General features: G+C 54.6%; 18 protein-coding genes, 1 rRNA gene and 1 other annotated feature. Of the genes, 9 read left to right on the top strand and 10 right to left on the bottom strand.

Features of this window, described 5'->3' with window-relative positions; genetic code table 11:
• The 4 genes from BN2591_RS21835 to rluD all read right to left on the bottom strand — a co-directional run.
• Positions 1 to 108: ribosomal RNA gene (locus BN2591_RS21835) — 16S ribosomal RNA — on the bottom strand; the annotation flags it as partial.
• Between the two features lie 449 nt (positions 109 to 557).
• Complete coding sequence (gene clpB / locus BN2591_RS21830; RefSeq protein WP_086873847.1) at positions 558 to 3,131, bottom strand: ATP-dependent chaperone ClpB; 2,574 nt, start codon at positions 3,129 to 3,131, stop codon at positions 558 to 560.
• Positions 3,132 to 3,260: 129 nt separating this feature from the next.
• Entirely contained in the window at positions 3,261 to 3,992 is a 732-nt protein-coding gene (yfiH, locus tag BN2591_RS21825; RefSeq protein ID WP_086873846.1) for a purine nucleoside phosphorylase YfiH, read from the bottom strand.
• Positions 3,989 to 4,969 carry a 23S rRNA pseudouridine(1911/1915/1917) synthase RluD gene (gene rluD, locus BN2591_RS21820; RefSeq protein WP_086873845.1) on the bottom strand — a complete coding sequence of 327 codons (981 nt, stop codon included), beginning with the start codon at positions 4,967 to 4,969 and terminating at the stop codon, positions 3,989 to 3,991. The genes yfiH and rluD overlap by 4 nt, the downstream gene beginning before the upstream one ends.
• A 131-nt stretch (positions 4,970 to 5,100) precedes the next feature.
• Here rluD and bamD point away from each other — a divergent pair, with 131 nt between their 5' ends.
• The 4 genes from bamD (at position 5,101) to pheA (ending at position 7,870) form a co-directional block, all read left to right on the top strand.
• Positions 5,101 to 5,838 carry an outer membrane protein assembly factor BamD gene (bamD, locus tag BN2591_RS21815; RefSeq protein ID WP_086873844.1) on the top strand — a complete coding sequence of 246 codons (738 nt, stop codon included), beginning with the start codon at positions 5,101 to 5,103 and terminating at the stop codon, positions 5,836 to 5,838.
• Positions 5,839 to 6,113: 275 nt separating this feature from the next.
• On the top strand, positions 6,114 to 6,452 hold the full coding sequence (gene raiA, locus BN2591_RS21810; protein ID WP_044489450.1) for a ribosome-associated translation inhibitor RaiA: 339 nt from the start codon (positions 6,114 to 6,116) through the stop codon (positions 6,450 to 6,452).
• 101 nt (positions 6,453 to 6,553) lie between these two features.
• Positions 6,554 to 6,679, top strand: a sequence feature (Phe leader region).
• Positions 6,555 to 6,605 carry a pheA operon leader peptide PheL gene (gene pheL, locus BN2591_RS24660; RefSeq protein ID WP_189660115.1) on the top strand — a complete coding sequence of 17 codons (51 nt, stop codon included), beginning with the start codon at positions 6,555 to 6,557 and terminating at the stop codon, positions 6,603 to 6,605. Its footprint overlaps the feature before it by 51 nt.
• Before the next feature lie 30 nt (positions 6,680 to 6,709).
• Entirely contained in the window at positions 6,710 to 7,870 is a 1,161-nt protein-coding gene (gene pheA, locus BN2591_RS21805; protein WP_086873843.1) for a bifunctional chorismate mutase/prephenate dehydratase, read from the top strand.
• On the opposite strand, the gene BN2591_RS21800 is transcribed toward pheA, so the two are convergent.
• The 6 genes from BN2591_RS21800 to BN2591_RS21775 all read right to left on the bottom strand — a co-directional run bounded on the left by BN2591_RS21800 (position 7,867) and on the right by BN2591_RS21775 (position 14,130).
• Entirely contained in the window at positions 7,867 to 8,739 is an 873-nt protein-coding gene (locus tag BN2591_RS21800) for an SMP-30/gluconolactonase/LRE family protein (protein ID WP_086873842.1), read from the bottom strand. The genes pheA and BN2591_RS21800 overlap by 4 nt on opposite strands.
• Before the next feature lie 68 nt (positions 8,740 to 8,807).
• The gene (gene tyrA, locus BN2591_RS21795) at positions 8,808 to 9,929 is read right to left on the bottom strand and encodes a bifunctional chorismate mutase/prephenate dehydrogenase (RefSeq protein WP_086873841.1); all 1,122 of its coding nucleotides are present in this window, start codon (positions 9,927 to 9,929) and stop codon (positions 8,808 to 8,810) included.
• Between the two features lie 9 nt (positions 9,930 to 9,938).
• Positions 9,939 to 11,009: a 3-deoxy-7-phosphoheptulonate synthase AroF gene (aroF, locus tag BN2591_RS21790; RefSeq protein WP_086873840.1), complete on the bottom strand. Its 1,071-nt coding sequence runs from the start codon at positions 11,007 to 11,009 to the stop codon at positions 9,939 to 9,941.
• A 183-nt stretch (positions 11,010 to 11,192) separates the two neighbouring features.
• Positions 11,193 to 12,554, bottom strand: coding sequence for a PepSY-associated TM helix domain-containing protein (locus BN2591_RS21785; RefSeq protein ID WP_086873839.1), 1,362 nt, complete (start codon positions 12,552 to 12,554; stop codon positions 11,193 to 11,195).
• Positions 12,555 to 12,615: 61 nt separating this feature from the next.
• Positions 12,616 to 13,197 carry a DUF2946 family protein gene (locus BN2591_RS21780; RefSeq protein WP_143468277.1) on the bottom strand — a complete coding sequence of 194 codons (582 nt, stop codon included), beginning with the start codon at positions 13,195 to 13,197 and terminating at the stop codon, positions 12,616 to 12,618.
• Positions 13,198 to 13,278: 81 nt separating this feature from the next.
• Entirely contained in the window at positions 13,279 to 14,130 is an 852-nt protein-coding gene (locus tag BN2591_RS21775) for a phage repressor protein CI (RefSeq protein WP_086873837.1), read from the bottom strand.
• A 163-nt stretch (positions 14,131 to 14,293) separates the two neighbouring features.
• On the opposite strand from BN2591_RS21775, the gene BN2591_RS24415 reads away from it, so the two are divergent.
• From BN2591_RS24415 to BN2591_RS21755, 5 genes are all read left to right on the top strand, one after another.
• A complete protein-coding gene (locus BN2591_RS24415; RefSeq protein ID WP_143468276.1) occupies positions 14,294 to 14,623 on the top strand; it encodes a hypothetical protein in 330 nt (109 codons plus the stop codon).
• A 38-nt stretch (positions 14,624 to 14,661) separates the two neighbouring features.
• Complete coding sequence (locus tag BN2591_RS21770; protein WP_086873836.1) at positions 14,662 to 15,000, top strand: DUF5347 family protein; 339 nt, start codon at positions 14,662 to 14,664, stop codon at positions 14,998 to 15,000.
• A 67-nt stretch (positions 15,001 to 15,067) separates the two neighbouring features.
• Complete coding sequence (locus BN2591_RS21765; RefSeq protein WP_086873835.1) at positions 15,068 to 15,295, top strand: DUF2732 family protein; 228 nt, start codon at positions 15,068 to 15,070, stop codon at positions 15,293 to 15,295.
• Complete coding sequence (locus BN2591_RS21760; RefSeq protein ID WP_020454778.1) at positions 15,295 to 15,516, top strand: TraR/DksA family transcriptional regulator; 222 nt, start codon at positions 15,295 to 15,297, stop codon at positions 15,514 to 15,516. The genes BN2591_RS21765 and BN2591_RS21760 overlap by 1 nt, the downstream gene beginning before the upstream one ends.
• On the top strand, positions 15,517 to 17,571 hold the full coding sequence (locus BN2591_RS21755; protein ID WP_086873834.1) for a replication endonuclease: 2,055 nt from the start codon (positions 15,517 to 15,519) through the stop codon (positions 17,569 to 17,571).
• Positions 17,572 to 17,629: the final 58 nt, after the last annotated feature.

The following is a 17,629-nucleotide window of genomic DNA, read 5'->3' as shown; positions in this document are numbered from 1 at the left end:
GTCCGCCACTCGTCACCCGAGAGCAAGCTCTCTGTGCTACCGTTCGACTTGCATGTGTTAGGCCTGCCGCCAGCGTTCAATCTGAGCCATGATCAAACTCTTCAATTTAAAAGTTTGATGCTCGATGTTTCTTTATTTCTAAAGAAAAGAACTTCGTAATGAATTACGTGTTCACTCACTGAGACTTGGTATTCATTTTTCGTCTTGCGACGTTTAAGAATCCAGTCACCCTGAGTGCCCACACAGATTGTCTGATAAATTGTTAAAGAGCAGTGCCGCCTCGCTTTTTGCTGCGGCGCGGGTTGCGTATACTACGCTTTCCCGCCGTGAAGTCAACTGTTTATTTTCAGATTTCTTCACCTGACAGGCCGGTGTATTTGCCGTTGTGCCGTGTCAGTGGTGGCGCATTATAGGGCGTTAATTCCCGCTGACAACCCCTAATTTGAAAAAAATAATCGTTTGTTCACTTTTCAGGCGACTTGCACTAAGAAGTTTGCATTTTGCCTGGTTTTCAAACAAAAACGAGCCCCAAAGGGCTCGTTTTCATCTTTTGTGACTTACTGCACTGCCACAATTCGCTCATCTTTCACCACGAGCTGCACCGGTTTGCCCGGAATCAGCTCGCCAGAAAGCATCTGCTGCGCCAGCGGGTTTTCAATCTGCTGTTGAATAGCGCGTTTCAGTGGCCGCGCACCATACACCGGATCGTACCCATTTGCGCTAAGCAGTTTCAGCGCTTCGTCGGAAATGGTAACGGTATAGCCACGCTCTTCCATACGTTTATACAGACGCTGCAGCTGGATCTGCGCAATAGAAGCAATGTGTTTTTCACCCAACGGATGGAACACAACCACTTCATCAATACGGTTGATGAATTCCGGACGGAAGTTCTGGCTAACCACACCTAATACCAGCTCTTTCATGTGGCTGTAATCCAGATCGCCAAAACGCTCCTGGATCAAATCAGACCCGAGGTTGGAAGTCATAATGACGACCGTATTACGGAAATCTACCGTTCTGCCTTGCCCGTCTGTCAGACGGCCATCGTCCAGCACCTGCAAGAGAATGTTGAACACATCCGGATGCGCTTTTTCTACTTCATCCAGCAGAATAACGGAGTAAGGGCGACGGCGAACCGCTTCTGTCAGATAACCCCCCTCTTCATAGCCGACGTATCCCGGAGGCGCACCGACAAGACGTGAAACGGAGTGTTTCTCCATAAATTCCGACATATCGATACGCACCATTGCATCGTCGCTGTCGAACATAAAGTTCGCAAGAGACTTACACAGTTCGGTTTTACCCACCCCGGTCGGACCAAGGAACAGGAACGAACCAATCGGACGATTCGGATCCGACAGCCCTGCACGGCTACGACGAATAGCGTTAGAAACGGCTTCGACAGCTTCATCTTGGCCAATTACCCGATGATGGAGGTCATGCTCCATGCGCAGTAATTTTTCGCGCTCGCCTTCCATCATTCTCGCGACCGGGATGCCAGTCCAGCGCGCCAGCACCTCTGCAATTTCCGCATCGGTCACGCGGTTACGCAGCAGGCGCATGGTTTTGCCTTCGGCCTGAGTTGCGGCAGCCAACTGTTTTTCAAGTTCCGGTATTTTCCCGTACTGAAGTTCCGACATGCGCCCCAAATCACCATTACGCCGCGCTTGCTCCATGGCAATTTTGGCCTGCTCCAGTTCCGACTTAATGGTTTGGGTGCCGGAAAGGGAGGCTTTTTCAGCTTTCCACTCTTCTTCTAATGATGAGTACTGGCGTTCTTTATCTTCCAACTCTTCATTAAGCATTTCGAGCCGCTTGATACTGGCCTCATCGGACTCTTTCATCAGCGCCCGCTGTTCCAGCTTGAGCTGAATGATACGGCGATCGAGCCGGTCGAGTTCTTCCGGTTTCGAGTCAATCTGCATACGAATGCTGGAAGCCGCTTCATCAATCAAGTCGATGGCTTTATCCGGCAGTTGACGATCGGCGATGTAGCGATGCGACAGCGTTGCCGCTGCAACAATTGCCGGGTCGGTAATTTGCACATGATGATGCAGTTCATAACGCTCTTTCAGCCCACGCAGAATCGCAATGGTATCTTCCACTGTCGGCTCGGCCACCAGCACTTTCTGGAAACGACGCTCCAGCGCCGCATCTTTCTCTATATACTGGCGATACTCATCCAGCGTGGTGGCGCCCACACAGTGCAACTCACCCCGCGCTAACGCAGGTTTCAGCATGTTGCCCGCATCCATTGCGCCATCAGCTTTACCGGCACCGACCATCGTATGCAGCTCGTCGATAAACAGAATGACGTTGCCTTCCTGTTTCGCCAGATCGTTCAGCACACCTTTTAAACGCTCTTCAAACTCACCGCGATATTTTGCGCCGGCAACCAGGGCGCCCATATCCAGCGCCAGTACACGGCGGCCTTTCAGCCCTTCCGGCACTTCGCCGTTGACAATACGCTGCGCCAGCCCTTCGACAATCGCGGTTTTACCGACGCCCGGTTCACCAATCAGCACCGGGTTATTTTTGGTACGCCGTTGCAGTACCTGGATCGTACGACGAATCTCTTCGTCACGACCGATAACCGGATCGAGCTTGCCTTGTTCGGCGCGCTCAGTCAGATCGACGGTAAATTTTTTCAAGGCCTGACGTTGGTCTTCGGCCCCCTGATCATTCACGTTCTCTCCCCCACGCATTTGTTCTATCGCCTGGGTCACATTGGCGGTCGTCGCGCCAGCAGATTTAAGCAAATCCGTCAGCGTACCGCGTGATTCAAGCGCCGCCAGAACGAAAAGTTCCGACGAGATAAAATTGTCACCTCGCTTTTGCGCCAACTTGTCGCAAAGATTAAGCACACGCACCAGATCCTGCGAAGGCTGCACGTCACCACCGGTGCCTTCCACCTGTGGCAAGCGGCTCAGCGCTTGTTCAATCGCTGTGCGTAACTGACCGGCATTCACGCCAGCAGAGGTTAATAAAGGATGAATCGAACCGCCTTCCTGGGTGAGTAAAGCGCTCATTAAATGAAGAGGTTCGATAAATTGATTGTCGTGCCCGAGTGCGAGCGACTGGGCATCGGCGAGAGCAAGCTGGAATTTATTGGTAAGACGATCCAGACGCATAACTCCTCCCATAACAGGTCAAAATTGCTACTGGAGATTAAATGAGGTCATCCCTCAATTATTCAAGGTGAATGACCTGAATTATGCGAAAGAAAACCTACGCGTACTGGATCGTCTTGATTCTTTAGGTTATATCAGCCAAATGAAACTTGCCATACGCCCGGTCGTCTTGTCCCGGCGGTATGAGAAAAAATTATCCTTATCGCTGAAGGTACAGCGATCGCCGCCAAACACGTGCTGGACGCCTACGCTCGCCAGACGCTGGCGCGCAAGCTGATAGATATCAGCAAAATATTTTTCACCGTGAGGACGAAAAGCGCGGTCGGCCTGCGGATCGTGCGCCATGAACGCTTCACGAACTTCTGCGCCCACTTCAAAGGCTTGCGGCCCAATTGCCGGCCCCAGCCACGCCAGTAAATTTTCCGGCTTATCGGCGAAACACGCAACCGTCTGTTCCAGTACACCTGCGCATAAACCACGCCAGCCAGCGTGAGCTGCACCAACTTCGGTGCCTGCCTGGTTACAAAACAGGACCGGTAAACAGTCGGCAGTCATTACCGCACAGACTGTACCGGGCGTATTGCTGTATGACGCATCCGCCCGTTTCGACGCATAAGGGCCACCGCCGAGCGTGAGCACGTCGGTGCCATGAACCTGCTCAAGCCACACCGGCCTTGAAGGCAAACCGCCCGCTGCGAATACGCGCGCGCGATTCTCTTCCACATGCTCAGCATTGTCGCCGCAGTGTGCGCCAAGATTCAGCGAATCGTAGGGCGGCAAACTAACACCGCCGATGCGCGTCGAGCTACAGGCCGCCACACCTTTCGGCAATGGCCAGTCCGGGAGGATCAGTGTGGTCATAACCAGGCAACATCATCCTTATGGGTTTCAAAATCAGCGCGCATCGCATCAATCAAATCAACCATATCTTGAGGAATTGGTGCATGCCATTCCATTTCAATACCGCTGATAGGATGGTAAAGGCGCAGCATGGTGGCGTGCAGAGCCTGGCGGTCAAACTTACGCAGTGCATCAATAAACTCGTCCGATGCGCCTTTCGGCGGACGCGGGCGGCCGCCATAGAGCTGATCACCCACCAGCGGATGAGTAATATGCGCCATATGCACGCGAATCTGGTGCGTACGGCCTGTTTCCAGGCGCAGGCGCAGGCGCGTATGCACACGGAAATGTTCCATAATGCGGTAATGTGTCACCGCCGGTTTGCCCATAGGGTGCACCGACATATGGGTACGCTTGGTCGGATGGCGACTGATCGGTTCTTCCACCGTGCCACCAGAGGTCATATGCCCAATCGCTACCGCTTCGTATTCACGCGTGATTTCGCGAAGTTGTAGCGACTCTACCAGCCGCGTCTGCGCGGGTACGGTTTTCGCCACCACCATCAAACCGGTGGTGTCTTTATCCAGGCGGTGGACGATGCCTGCACGCGGAACATCCACAATTGGCGGATAATAGTGCAGCAGAGCATTGAGAACGGTGCCATCAGGGTTTCCCGCGCCCGGATGCACGACCAAATCTCGCGGTTTGTTAATGACAATAATGTCATCGTCTTCATAGACGATGTTAAGTGGAATATCCTGCGGTTCGAAACGCGCTTCTTCTTCGATTTCCGCATTGATAGCAATGAGTTCGCCACCCAACACTTTCTCTTTCGGCTTGTCGCTGACAGCGCCGTTGACCAGCACGCGCTGGTCAAGAATCCATTCTTTTATGCGCGAACGTGAATAATCCGGGAACAATTCGGCCAAAGCTTGATCTAAGCGTTGACCGAGTTGGTTTTCGGATACCGTTGCGGTGAGTTGTACCAGTTGTGCCATATACAGCTTCTTCGTTAACGTTGGGTTTTACGGCTTCGCCGTTTAATATAGTGTGCTATTGTAGCTGGTCTTAGTCGGGAGCAGGAATAAAGAATCTCCCGCGTAAACATTCTGAGGAAAGTCTAAACGTCATGACGCGCTTGAAATATCTGGTGGCAGCCGCCACGTTGAGTCTGGCTTTGGCAGGTTGCTCCGGTTCAAAGGAAGAAGTACCTGATAATCCGCCAAACGAAATCTACGCGACAGCTCAGCAAAAGCTGCAAGACGGTAACTGGAAGGCGGCAATAACGCAACTGGAAGCACTGGATAATCGTTATCCGTTTGGTCCTTACTCGCAACAAGTGCAGCTGGATCTGATTTACGCGTACTACAAAAATGCCGATCTGCCGCTGGCGCAAGCCGCGATTGACCGTTTTATTCGTCTGAACCCAACCCACCCGAACATTGATTATGTAATGTATATGCGTGGGCTGACCAATATGGCGCTGGATGACAGTGCTCTGCAAGGGTTCTTCGGCGTAGACCGTAGCGATCGCGATCCGGCGCATGCGCGTGACGCATTCAAAGATTTCTCCAAACTGGTACGCGGCTACCCGAACAGCCAGTACGTCACCGACGCCACCAGGCGTCTGGTGTTCCTGAAAGATCGTCTGTCGAAATATGAACTGTCGGTCGCGGAATATTACACCGATCGCGGTGCCTGGGTTGCCGTTACTAACCGCGTAGAAGGTATGCTGCGTGACTTCCCGGATACAAAAGCGACCCATGACGCGCTGCCGCTGATGGAAAAAGCCTATCGCGAGCTGCAACTCAACGCGCAGGCGGATAAAGTGGCGAAAATTATTGCGGCGAACAGCAACCGAACCTGATTGACCCGATCGCCTGAAATACAAAACGGCAGCCTCCAGGCTGCCGTTTTTTTATTCATTTTATCTATCACTAAAGCGGTTTAGCCGCAATCCATCCTATCAACTATGACTGCTAATGATGGCGTAGACAAGGTAAATTTGCCCTCTTCCTGCCCTGCCTCACAAAACCCCTTCATTGACAAAAAGTGACAAAATAATGTGATTTAAATCACACATTTTGACATTATGGACGGTATGCTGAAATCACCAAGACGGAAAGACAAGAGGTAAAATTTATGACAATGAACATTACCAGTAAACAAATGGAAATTACTCCGGCAATCCGCCAGCATGTCACAGACCGTCTCGCCAAACTGGATAAATGGCAAACTCAACTGATTAATCCGCATATCATTCTGTCAAAAGAGCCACAGGGCTTTATCGCCGATGCAACGATAAACACACCGAACGGACAACTGGTTGCCAGTGCGAAACATGAAGATATGTATACCGCCATCAACGATTTGATTAACAAGCTGGAACGGCAGCTTAATAAAGTGCAACACAAAGGTGAAGCACGTCGCGCCGCAACATCGGTGAAAGACACAAGCTTCGTTGAGGAAGAAGAAGAGTAGTCTCTACATTGAGCCCATCCCAACGCGCCCACGGGCGCGTTTTTTATTGACAGAGCGAAAACAGTACGGGTACTGTACTTCAGTCACATAATGGAAAACGCCATGAAACTTGTTCCGTTCTTCTTCGCATTCTTTTTTACCTTCCCCAATTAGGGAGGCGATTCGTTTTGTGATAAAGAATGCGAAGACGAACAAAAAGGCCTCCCCCACCGGGAGGCCTTTTTTATTGATAACAATTAAAGACGAAAGGCAACAACATGACGGCTGAAAACCCCTTACTGGATTTACGCGTAAAGATCAGCGCACTGGATGAACAGTTGCTGACGCTGCTGGCCGAACGCCGCCAGCTCTCTGTTGAAGTCGGCAAAGCCAAGCTGGATTCACACCGCCCGGTACGCGATATCGATCGCGAACGTGATTTACTCGAACATCTGATAGAACTCGGCAAAGCGCATCATCTGGACGCCCACTACATCACCCGCCTGTTTCAGTTGATCATCGAAGACTCCGTCCTTACCCAGCAAGCCCTGCTCCAGCAGCATCTGAATAAAATCAACCCGCACTCAGCTCGCATTGCTTTTCTTGGCCCCAAAGGATCGTATTCGCATCTGGCCGCCCGCCAGTACGCGGCGCGCCATTTTGAGCAGTTCATTGAAAGCGGTTGCCTGAAATTTCACGATATCTTCAGCCAGGTGGAAACAGGCCAGGCCGATTACGCGGTGGTGCCGCTGGAGAATACCAGCTCCGGCGCGATTAACGACGTTTACGACCTGCTCCAGCACACCAGTTTATCTATCGTGGGTGAACTGACGGTGCCAATCGACCATTGCATCCTGGTTTCCGGCTACACCGATTTGGAACACATCACCACGGTTTACAGCCACCCGCAGCCTTTCCAGCAGTGCAGTCAGTTCATTAACCGCTATCCGCAGTGGAAAATTGAGTATTGCGAAAGCACCTCCGCCGCGATGGAAAAGGTCGCGCAGGCGAATTCGCCGCAGGTTGCGGCACTGGGTAGCGAAGCCGGTGGCGCGCTGTATGGTTTGCAGGTTTTGCAACGCAACCTGGCGAATCAGACACAGAACATCACGCGCTTCGTGGTGCTGGCGCGTAAAGCCATTGAGGTTTCCGATCAGGTACCGGCAAAAACCACGCTGCTAATGGCGACCGGCCAGCAAGCAGGTTCGCTGGTTGAAGCCCTGTTGGTGCTGCGTAACCATAATTTGATCATGACCAAACTGGAATCACGCCCGATTAACGGTAACCCGTGGGAAGAGATGTTTTACATCGATGTGCAGGCCAATTTGCAATCCGTGCAGATGCAAAAAGCGCTGCGCGAACTCACCGACACCGCGCGTTCGCTGAAAGTCCTCGGTTGCTACCCCAGTGAAAATGTGGTGCCGGTCGATCCGGTTTAACACTCTTTAAACAGCGGTTTCTTCATCCCTGCCACCGTCACCGGCAGGGTGAAGATGGCGCCAGAAAGCGGATATTGCGCCACTTCTTCCTCTGTCATATTTTCCCGCGTGGTAGTGATAAACAGTGTTTTCATCTCCGGGCCACCAAAACAGACCATCGTCGGACAACGCACCGGCAAGCGATACTCTGCCAGTTGTTCACCCTGCGGCGAAAAACGCGCGATGCGCCAGCCGTCAAACATTGCGCTCCAGTAGCAGCCCTCAACATCCATCGCCGCACCGTCCGGAATGCCCTCCCCGGCATTAAAGCGGCGGAAAACCTCGCGTTTACCCGGTTCACCCTGCTCATCAAGCGGCGTGCGGTAAATCACCGCGTTAGGCGTGTCTGAGGTGAACATCCACTGTTTATCAGGGCTGAAAGCCAGCCCATTAGCGCCGTGAATATCGCACTGCACCACTTTCGGCGTGAGATCATTATTAATACGCAACAGCAGCGCGCCATTGTAATCACCCGGCCCCCAGAATGTGCCCGCATAAAAACGGCCAAGATGATCGGTGCCGCCATCGTTAAAGCGCGCCAGTTGCGGGTTTGAAGGGTTGTCGCACACTTTTTGCCGCAGCAAACCGCGCGTATCTGTCAGCCAGATGGCATTACGCATCGCCACGATAAAGCCGCCTTTCTCACGCAACGCAAAGCAGCCAACCTCTTCGGCAAACGAGAGCACCGTATGTTCGCCAGACGGTAAGTGATAACGGTGGATCTCGCCTTCAATAATATCCGCCCAGTAGAGCGCCTGCTCCGCGTCGCTCCAGGTGGGGCATTCCGGTAAATGTCCGGTGTAATCAAACAGCGTGTGCAGCTCAGCCATTGCGCATCCCTTAAATGAAAAAAGCCAGTGGATCACCACTGGCTTTTCAGTATAAACGGCTTTTCTATTTACGGGCGGCTGTCGTTGGCCTGGCGTAACAACACCCGGCTTTCGCTCTGGAAACGTTGCGCATAATCGCCAAACCAGTGTTCAACTTTGCGGAAACTGTCGATAAACGCCTGCTTATCGCCCTTCTCCAGCAGCCCAATCGCTTCACCAAATCGCTGGTAGTAGCGTTTGATCAGCGCCAGGTTACTGGACGACGACATAATAATATCGGCGTACAACTGCGGATCCTGCGCAAACAAGCGCCCGACCATCGCCAGTTCCAGCCGATAAATCGGTGATGAAAGTGCCAGCAACTGTTCGAGCTGAACATTCTCTTCCGCCAGGTGCAAACCATAAGCAAATGTCGCAAAGTGGCGCAGCGCCTGGATAAAAGCCATGTTCTGATCGTGTTCCACCGCGCTAATGCGGTGTAAACGCGCGCCCCACACCTGAATCTGCTCCAGGAACCACTGGTACGCTTCCGGCTGTCGGCCATCACACCAGACCACCACCTGCTTAGCCAGGCTGCCGCTGTCCGGGCCAAACATCGGATGCAGCCCGAGCACCGGCCCTTTGTGCGCACTCAACATTGCCTGTAACGGGCCGCTTTTCACCGACGCCAGATCGACCAGAATACAGTCCTCCGGCAACGCCGGCAGTTTGCCGATCACCTGCTCGGTAACGTGAATAGGCACGCTGACAATCACCATACCCGCATCAGCCAAGAGCGCATCGGCCTGCGCCCAGTCTTCTTTTTCAAGAATGCGCACCTGGTAGCCAGAAAGCGTCAGCATTTTGGCAAACAGTTGCCCCATCTGCCCGCCGCCGCCCACAATTACCACCGGACGCAGTTCCGGACACAGGGTTTTAAACCCTTTATCATTTTCACTGGAGTAGGATTCGCGCATGACGCGACGCAGCACATCTTCAATCAGATCCGGCGGCACACCCAGTGATTCGGCTTCTTTGCGACGCGATGCCAGCATCGTCGCTTCGCGCTCCGGTACATAAATCGGCAAGCCATATTTACTTTTGACTTCACCAACTTCCGCCACCAGCTCCAGACGGCGCGCCAGCAAATCCAGCAGCGCCTTGTCAACTTCATCAATTTGATCGCGCAGCGCGGTCAGTTCAGCAACCATAACACCCTCTTAAGCAAAACGCACCGCCAGGCTGTTACGCAGATCGCTGTCGATTTCACGCAGCAGCGCTTCGGTCGCTTCCCAACTGATGCACGCATCGGTTACGGAAACGCCGTACTTCATCTCGCAGCGCGGCTGCTCAGAGGATTGATTGCCTTCATGAATGTTGCTTTCAATCATCAGACCGGTAATTGAACGGTTGCCATCTTTGATCTGCGCCACCACCGATTCCGCAACGGCAGGCTGGCGACGGTAATCTTTATTGGAATTACCATGGCTGCAATCTACCATCAGCGACGGTCTCAGTCCCGCCTGTTCCATCTCTTTTTCACACTGCGCGACATCCGCCGGGCTGTAATTTGGCGCTTTGCCGCCGCGCAGGATCACATGACCATCCGGGTTGCCCTGGGTTTGCAGCAGGCAGACCTGGCCGGCCTGGTTGATACCCACAAAGCGGTGCGGCATCGCAGCAGCGCGCATGGCATTGATAGCGGTCGCCAGGCTGCCATCGGTGCCGTTTTTGAAGCCAACCGGCATTGATAAACCTGAAGCCATTTCGCGGTGCGTCTGCGATTCAGTGGTTCGTGCACCAATCGCCGACCAGCTAAACAGGTCGCCAAGGAACTGCGGGCTATTCGGATCCAGCGCTTCAGTCGCCAGCGGCAGCCCCATGCTGACCAACTCAACCAGCAGACGACGCGCAATCTTCAGGCCAGCTTCCACATCAAACGAGCCATCCATGTGCGGATCGTTAATCAGCCCCTTCCAGCCAACGGTGGTACGGGGTTTTTCAAAATAGACGCGCATCACCAGATAGAGGCTATCGCTGACCTCTGCGGCAAGGGCTTTAAATCGACGGGCATATTCGATCGCGGCTTGTGGATCGTGAATCGAGCAAGGACCGCAGACCACCAGCAGACGCGGATCGCGCCCGGCAATGATGTTGGAAATGGTCTGGCGGGACTGCGCGATTTGCGCTTCTTGCTCGGTCGTCAACGGGAAGGCCGCTTTTAACTGATCCGGGGTGATCAGAACCTGTTCATCGGTAATATGTACGTTGTTCAGCGCGTCTTTTTGCATGATCGAAAATCCTGTATGGCTCGTTTGCGATAGGTGTTCCTCAATGGAGGATGACGTAACGATACCATAGCCGGTAAAGATTTCAATCCACATAACGTAACGATTACTTTACAAAGGCAAAATAATCGCGATTTTATTGCCGCGAGGTGTAATTATAAATTTACACCGCGCGGTATTTAGCGGCTACATCGTGACGACAGAACGCCTGGCATGTTGTTTCCAGCGCACCGCATCAATGAGTATAAAGAGCAGCAAACTGGCTCCCATGACGGGTAACGCCAGCCCCAGCAACAGCGCCAGTAAGGCGCTGATTACGCGTCCTGACAGCGGTAAACTCAGCCAGGCATGCAGCAACGTGCTTGCCGGATTAGCGTTTGCACTGGCCGGACGACGGATCCACCACAGCCGATAACCAATCACAATCATCACGCACAACGCGCTGCCAAAGGCAATCAGCAGCAACTGGTTGGCCAGGCCAAACAGAATGCCCATATGGAAATCGACGCCCCAGCGAGTCAGCTTCGCCATCAGTGGGAAATCCGCAAAACGCGTGCGATCCACTACCGTCATCGTGTTGCCATCAATTGCCACCGCATCCACGCGCGTGGGCCAGCCGCGATCGATTTCGGTTACCGTCCAGGCTTTATCCGCACTGCGCGGCGGGCGGATCTCCAGCTTGCTGGCGGCGATCCCGGCCAGCCGCGCACTGCGCAACGCTTCGTCGAACTGCACCAGATCCAGCTGCATATCCGGCATATTCATACCATCGTGCATCATATGGTGTTCCGCATGCGGATCGTTCATCTCTTGCATGCCGTGCAGTTGCGTATTGACCTGCGGCGTCATCCAGCCAAACGCCGCACGCAGGCTGTCAACGTTGCCGCCCGCCCACTGCGACCAGGTCAGACCGGTCGCGGAAAAAAGCAGCATCCCAACCAGCAGGATCCAGCCTAAAGAGACATGCAGGCGGCGATGATGTTGTACCGTGTTATTGATACGCCGTTTCGGGCGGGTAAAAAACCACAGCGCAATACCACCAAGCGCGGCAACCCACATCCAGGACGCGGCCAGCTCGCTGTACAGACGGCCAGCATCGCCCAGCAGCAGCGAGCGGTGGAAATAGTCGATCCACTGGCGCAGCGGCAAAATTCCACTGGTACCATAGACCGTCATATCCCCTTTCACTTGCAGCGTTACCGGGTCGATAAATATCGCACGGTTCTCGGATGCGCCCAGTTGTGGGTCAGCAAACATCACGCGGGTCGTCTCATTCCCGGTAAGACCCGGGCGCACCGCGTGCAGACGTAAATGGCCGCCGGTCACCTGTTCAGCCACGGCAATCTGTTCAGCGAGCGGTTGCCGCGTTCCCCCTTCCGCACCGTAAAGCGCATCGTGGTAGAGCCAGTTTTCCAGTTGTGGTGTCGCCACGTATAACGTGCCGCTCAGGGCGGCGACAAAAATAAACGGGCCGACAAACAGGCCAATGTAAAAATGCAGGCGTCGCAGCACGTTGAGCCACGCCGCACGCGGAGTGCAGGTTGTCATACTTTTCCTCAGAAATAGCAAAAGGTTGCCGTTTCGCACAGGCGAACGGACATTTTTAGAGTCAGGAAAAGCAGACGCGCGGCGGGGCGCGGGTGTCAGGGCAAAGCCAGGGAAAGAAGTGCCAGTGCTGAACAGGCCGGCGGGCAGCGGCCAGGCGGATACGCAGCACACGACCGAGCAGCAGCAAAATAACGAGGAAGATAAGGCCAGGGACATGTGCCAGCAGTACGCAGTAGCCACAGGTCTCGGCGTGATCAAGCGGCATACTTTGCGGTGAGCTTTGATGGTGCGACATCGGCTGCGATTCGACATCGTGATGAGCATGCACCGCCATGCTCATCTCGTTCGGCGGCGATGTGACATCGAGGTGTGCATGCACCGGCATGCTCATCTCGTTGGGCGGCGATACGGCATCGTGGTGTGCATGCATCGGCATGCTCATCTCGTTCGGCGGCGATGCGACATCGTGGTGTGCGTGCACCGGCATGCTGATCTCGTGGTGCATACCAGGCATCGCGCTCATCGGGTCTTGCTGCAGCGAGACCGAAATCAGCGGCGCGACGAGGATCAGCAAGATCGCAAACAGCGCCAGCCCTGCGGCTGCGCGTTGTGCTGCGTATTGATGAAAAACGTTCCTCACCACTTGCCCTCCCGGTCGAAGCGGCATTGTAAAGTAAACATCACCAGAAAGTTAATTTACTTGTCGTTTTTCGCGAACATGGCCTCAAACGTGCTTTTCCAGGGTAAAGACCACCACGCCATACGGTACGATCTCCGCTACCGCGCACTCAAAATCCACCGCACTGTTGGAAAGACGCACTTTGCCGCCCGGCAGACGCACCACATCAAACACATCCAGCGTATCGTCAATGCTGATAAACCAGCGGCCATTGCCAATTTTTTGCGCGCGGGTATCCACTAGCCAGCCCGCATTCAGCCCTTCAATAAAATTCAAACCGTCGGTAGACGATGGCGCAAGGCTGCGATCCAGCGACCAGACGCCCGCCTCTTTTAGTTCGCCAGACTCATGGCGAAATTTCGGGATGCTCAGCGCCGCGTCATTTTGCGCGGCGCCCGCGGCTGCAGCGGGATACATTTCGCCTTTGCCCGTCGCCAGCCAGCCTAACGAAACGCCAGTATCCAGCGCACAAGTCACCACCACATCGCCGGGGAAAAACTCGCGTCGCACCCAGGTGCTGATGGTGCCGGAAGAGATATCCAGTAAATCCCCCAGCTCTTTTTGCATTTCGAACCCGTAGGCATCAAGGATACGGCGCAGCACCGGACGCCCGCCGGTCGACAAAATTTCGTCATACAGCGCTTTGCCCTTCGGCACCGGTTTATCCGTCAATTTCGCATTTGCAAACTCACCCGTCACCAGCCAGTGCAGATCCGCGCCAGTGTCGAGTGCGCATTTGACCACCGCTTTATACGACACGCTATCGCGCTGGATCCAGCTGCTGATATTGTTCGCCGGCACATCCAGCGCCTCTGCGAGCGCTTTCTGGCTGGAGACGGAATAGGACGCGGCAATGCGCTCAATCACATCCTGAACACTCATCTTGTTTTCACTCATGGACACCAACATCGAAAAAGTGATTTACACAATCGCATTTGCGATTTATATTGCTATGCATCGACCAAAAAGCACAGCTACGCAGTACATTTTAAACAACAGGAGATAATGCGATATGTCAGATGCAAAATCAACGCCATCGCATCCGCTATCCGGCACTCAAATGCGATCCAAACGTGGCTGCCATCGCCGGGTGAGCACAGAGATAACAGCCCGTTTTCCGGCACTCTCCGCATCAATTTGCATGACAATGCCAGCGCCAATAAAGATGCAAGGACTGCCGGCAAACCATAGCCAGAGCGAATGCCAGCGATGTTTGCAATTCATTGAGCACATACCACTGAGCCAACTTCCCGGCAACGAATCTGACGCCCGCGACACCGCAACATGGCGCGATGCGCAGGTGAATGCCAGCGCTTTGCACTTTGCCTTTACGCAACAGGGAAAGTGCCGTCACGGCGTTAAACGCCCTTTCGGTATGGCATCACGCTGAATTTGCTTTTGCAAGCTAACGCTATCACAGGAGAGCTTATGGCTATCACATCCCCTGTCGTGCATGTTCCGCTTAGCACATCAGAGCGGCTAAGCGGGCTAAACCATATCGCCGAGCTTCGCGGCCGTTTATGGGGCGATAACTGGCGCGACGTAGCTCGCTTTATCGAAGAGCTACGTGACCCGCGCGACGAACACGCAGAAGCGAACAACCGGGCGCTGGCGGCCATTTTCTTTCTTGCCAGAGTGCCCGCCGCGCGCCAGGCGCTCAGCCCGCATGCATTAACGCTTGATGAGAAGCGGGCGGTGATCGCCGCCATGAACCATTTCCGCGCGGTAGTAAGCCAGTTTCCGAAACGGCTCACCATGCCGCTGTAAACCCGAAATCCACCACCATGACGTCAACCCGTCGGGCATCCCCTTGTCCAAATTCAGGAGCAACACAATGAGAAAACAACCCTTCAATTCACCTAACCACAACCCGGAAGCTCTCGCACTTCAGCTTGCGCAAGCGCGTAACAATGAACGCCTGCGCTGCGCCGGTGTTATCTCTGCCCGTCTGGACGCACTGGCCGCATTCATCAGCTCACAACGCCTTGAATGGCACGATGCCGCTGAATTGTTGCGCCAGGAAGCCAGCCACATCGATAACCAGGCGCAGGAGTTGCACTAATGGCCGACGAAATGGATCTCGCCCAGCAACGCGAGATGGAAGAGCGCGAACGGCATATCCAACATGCGCGTAATCGTCTGCTGGCACCTTCAAGGCTGACGTGTGAAAGCTGCGATGCGCCTATCCCGCAAGCGCGGCGCATGGCGCTGCCCGGCGTCACCTGTTGCGTTTGTTGCCAGCAGATTGCCGAACTGAAAGACAAGCACTACAGGAGACGCTAAGTGTCTGTCACCTGGGCTTATCCGTGGAATGCGCCGCGTTCAGCTATCGCCAGCCCCTTGCTCACCCACGCTGAGCTGCATCGCCGCAATCGCCATATTGCGGCGGTGTCGCAGGCACGTCAGGCGCTGGCGCTCCAGCCGGAGTGCGTGCGCGTTTCGCTCATCCGTGCTGCGGATACGATAGAAAAAGAGCACGGTATAGCGCGGGCCGAGGCTTTTCTGCTGCATTTTTATCGCCGCACGTTACCGAGGCTCAACGCGGTGGCGCAGCGCTATCAACTGAGTCACTTACAGCCGCGCGTCTCCAGCGCGGTGTTCAACGGCCATTTTGATACGGTTATCCAGCAGGGGCTGGCGCACCGTTTAGTCTCGCTATTTACCCGCTACAACCAGTTGCCGGATATGAACAAAGCCCCCATCGACAGGCTGGCGGCGGATATTGCCAATTTTATTCGCGGTGAGCTGGCAGAGCACGACGACGCAAGCGCAACGGAACTGAAAACGCTGCATCGCTGGTATCGGCACGCGGGCACCATCGCCTTGCAATTCAATGTCACCCCACCGCACTGGCTGCGGGTGGCGCACAACGTCGTCCGTGCGGAAGATCTCGCCCCGGCGATCATGCGCCTGTTCAGCGAGCAGTGGTGGCGCGGGCATCTGCGCAAAGCCGCCGCGCAGTGGCGTGAGCATTTGCATATCGCACTTGGCAATGTCAGCAAGAAAAAACAGCCCTACGCCAGCGTGCAGTGCGTAACCGCCTGGCGCGAGCAAAAACGGCGTAACCGTGAGTTTCTCAAAAGCATGGAGCTGGAAGATGAAGAGGGAAACCGCATCAGCCTTATTGATAAACACGACGGTTCAGTCGCCAACCCGGCGATCCGCCGCTGCGAACTGATGACGCGCCTGCGCGGTTTCGAAACTATCTGCCAGAACCTTGGCTACGCAGGCGAGTTTTACACCTTAACCGCCCCTTCGGCCTGGCACGCAACAACGCGCGCGGGCTACCGCAACCAGAAATGGAACGGTGCCAGCCCGGCGCAAACCCAGGCGTACTTCACCGGGCTGTGGGCGCGTATCCGCGCGAAGTTGCACCGGAACGGCCTGCGCGTTTTCGGCATCCGCGTGGCTGAGCCTCATCACGACGGCACACCGCACTGGCACCTGCTGTTGTTTATGCAGCCGCAGGAGGTTGCCCGCGTACGCGAGATCCTGCGTGATTTCGCCTGCCAGCAAGACCGTCACGAACTGTCCAGCGCGAAAGCGCAACGGGCACGCTTTCACGCCGAAACCATTGATGCGCAAAAAGGCAGCGCGACGGGTTATCTGGCGAAATATATTGCCAAAAATATCGACGGCTATGCGCTGGATGGCGAAACCGACTTTGAGAGCGGCGCCTTGCTGAAAGAGAGCGCCTGTGCGGTCTGCGCGTGGGCCGCGCGCTGGCGCATCCGCCAGTTTCAGTTTATTGGCGGCGCGCCGGTCACCGTTTACCGCGAGCTACGCAAACTGGCTGACAACGATGCCGCGCGCGGATTAAGCGTGGAGTTTGCGCAAGTGCATGAAGCCGCCGATAGCGGTGACTGGGCGGGTTACGTCAACGCGCAGGGCGGGCCGTTCGTCAAACGCGATGCGGTGCAGGTGCGCACACTTTATGAGACGGACGGCGATGTTAATCAGTATGGCGAAGAGACGCTGCGAGTACGCGGCGTGTATGACAGCGTGGTTGGAAGTGGCTCGCCGCTGCTGACGAGGCTGAAAAAGTGGACGATCGTGCCGAAGCGCGCGCAGGAAAACGTGGCGGATACGGCCCTTTCTTGGAGTTCTGTCAATAACTGTACGCCCTTCGAGCCTGGTCAGCGGTTAAACCGTCGTCAGCGTCGGCAACTTACCGCCTGGCTGCGCAGCGATATTCTGCAGGCGCGCAAACAGAGGCCAAAAAGCGCTTTCTGTACTGGCAGGCATCGCGCGGAAATAGCTGGAAACAGCGGGTTTAACGCGAGAGCAGAAAACCATAATGGTTTTCTTTATCAGCAACATAGTGACGGGAACAAATAATTATCGCTTCCCATTAATAATCAGCCTATGATACTGTACAAACATACAGTACAAGAAA

The sequence above is a fragment of the Kosakonia pseudosacchari genome (genome assembly GCF_900184035.1).
Taxonomy (GTDB): domain Bacteria; phylum Pseudomonadota; class Gammaproteobacteria; order Enterobacterales; family Enterobacteriaceae; genus Kosakonia; species Kosakonia pseudosacchari.
This window is presented reverse-complemented; position numbering and strand designations above follow the sequence as displayed.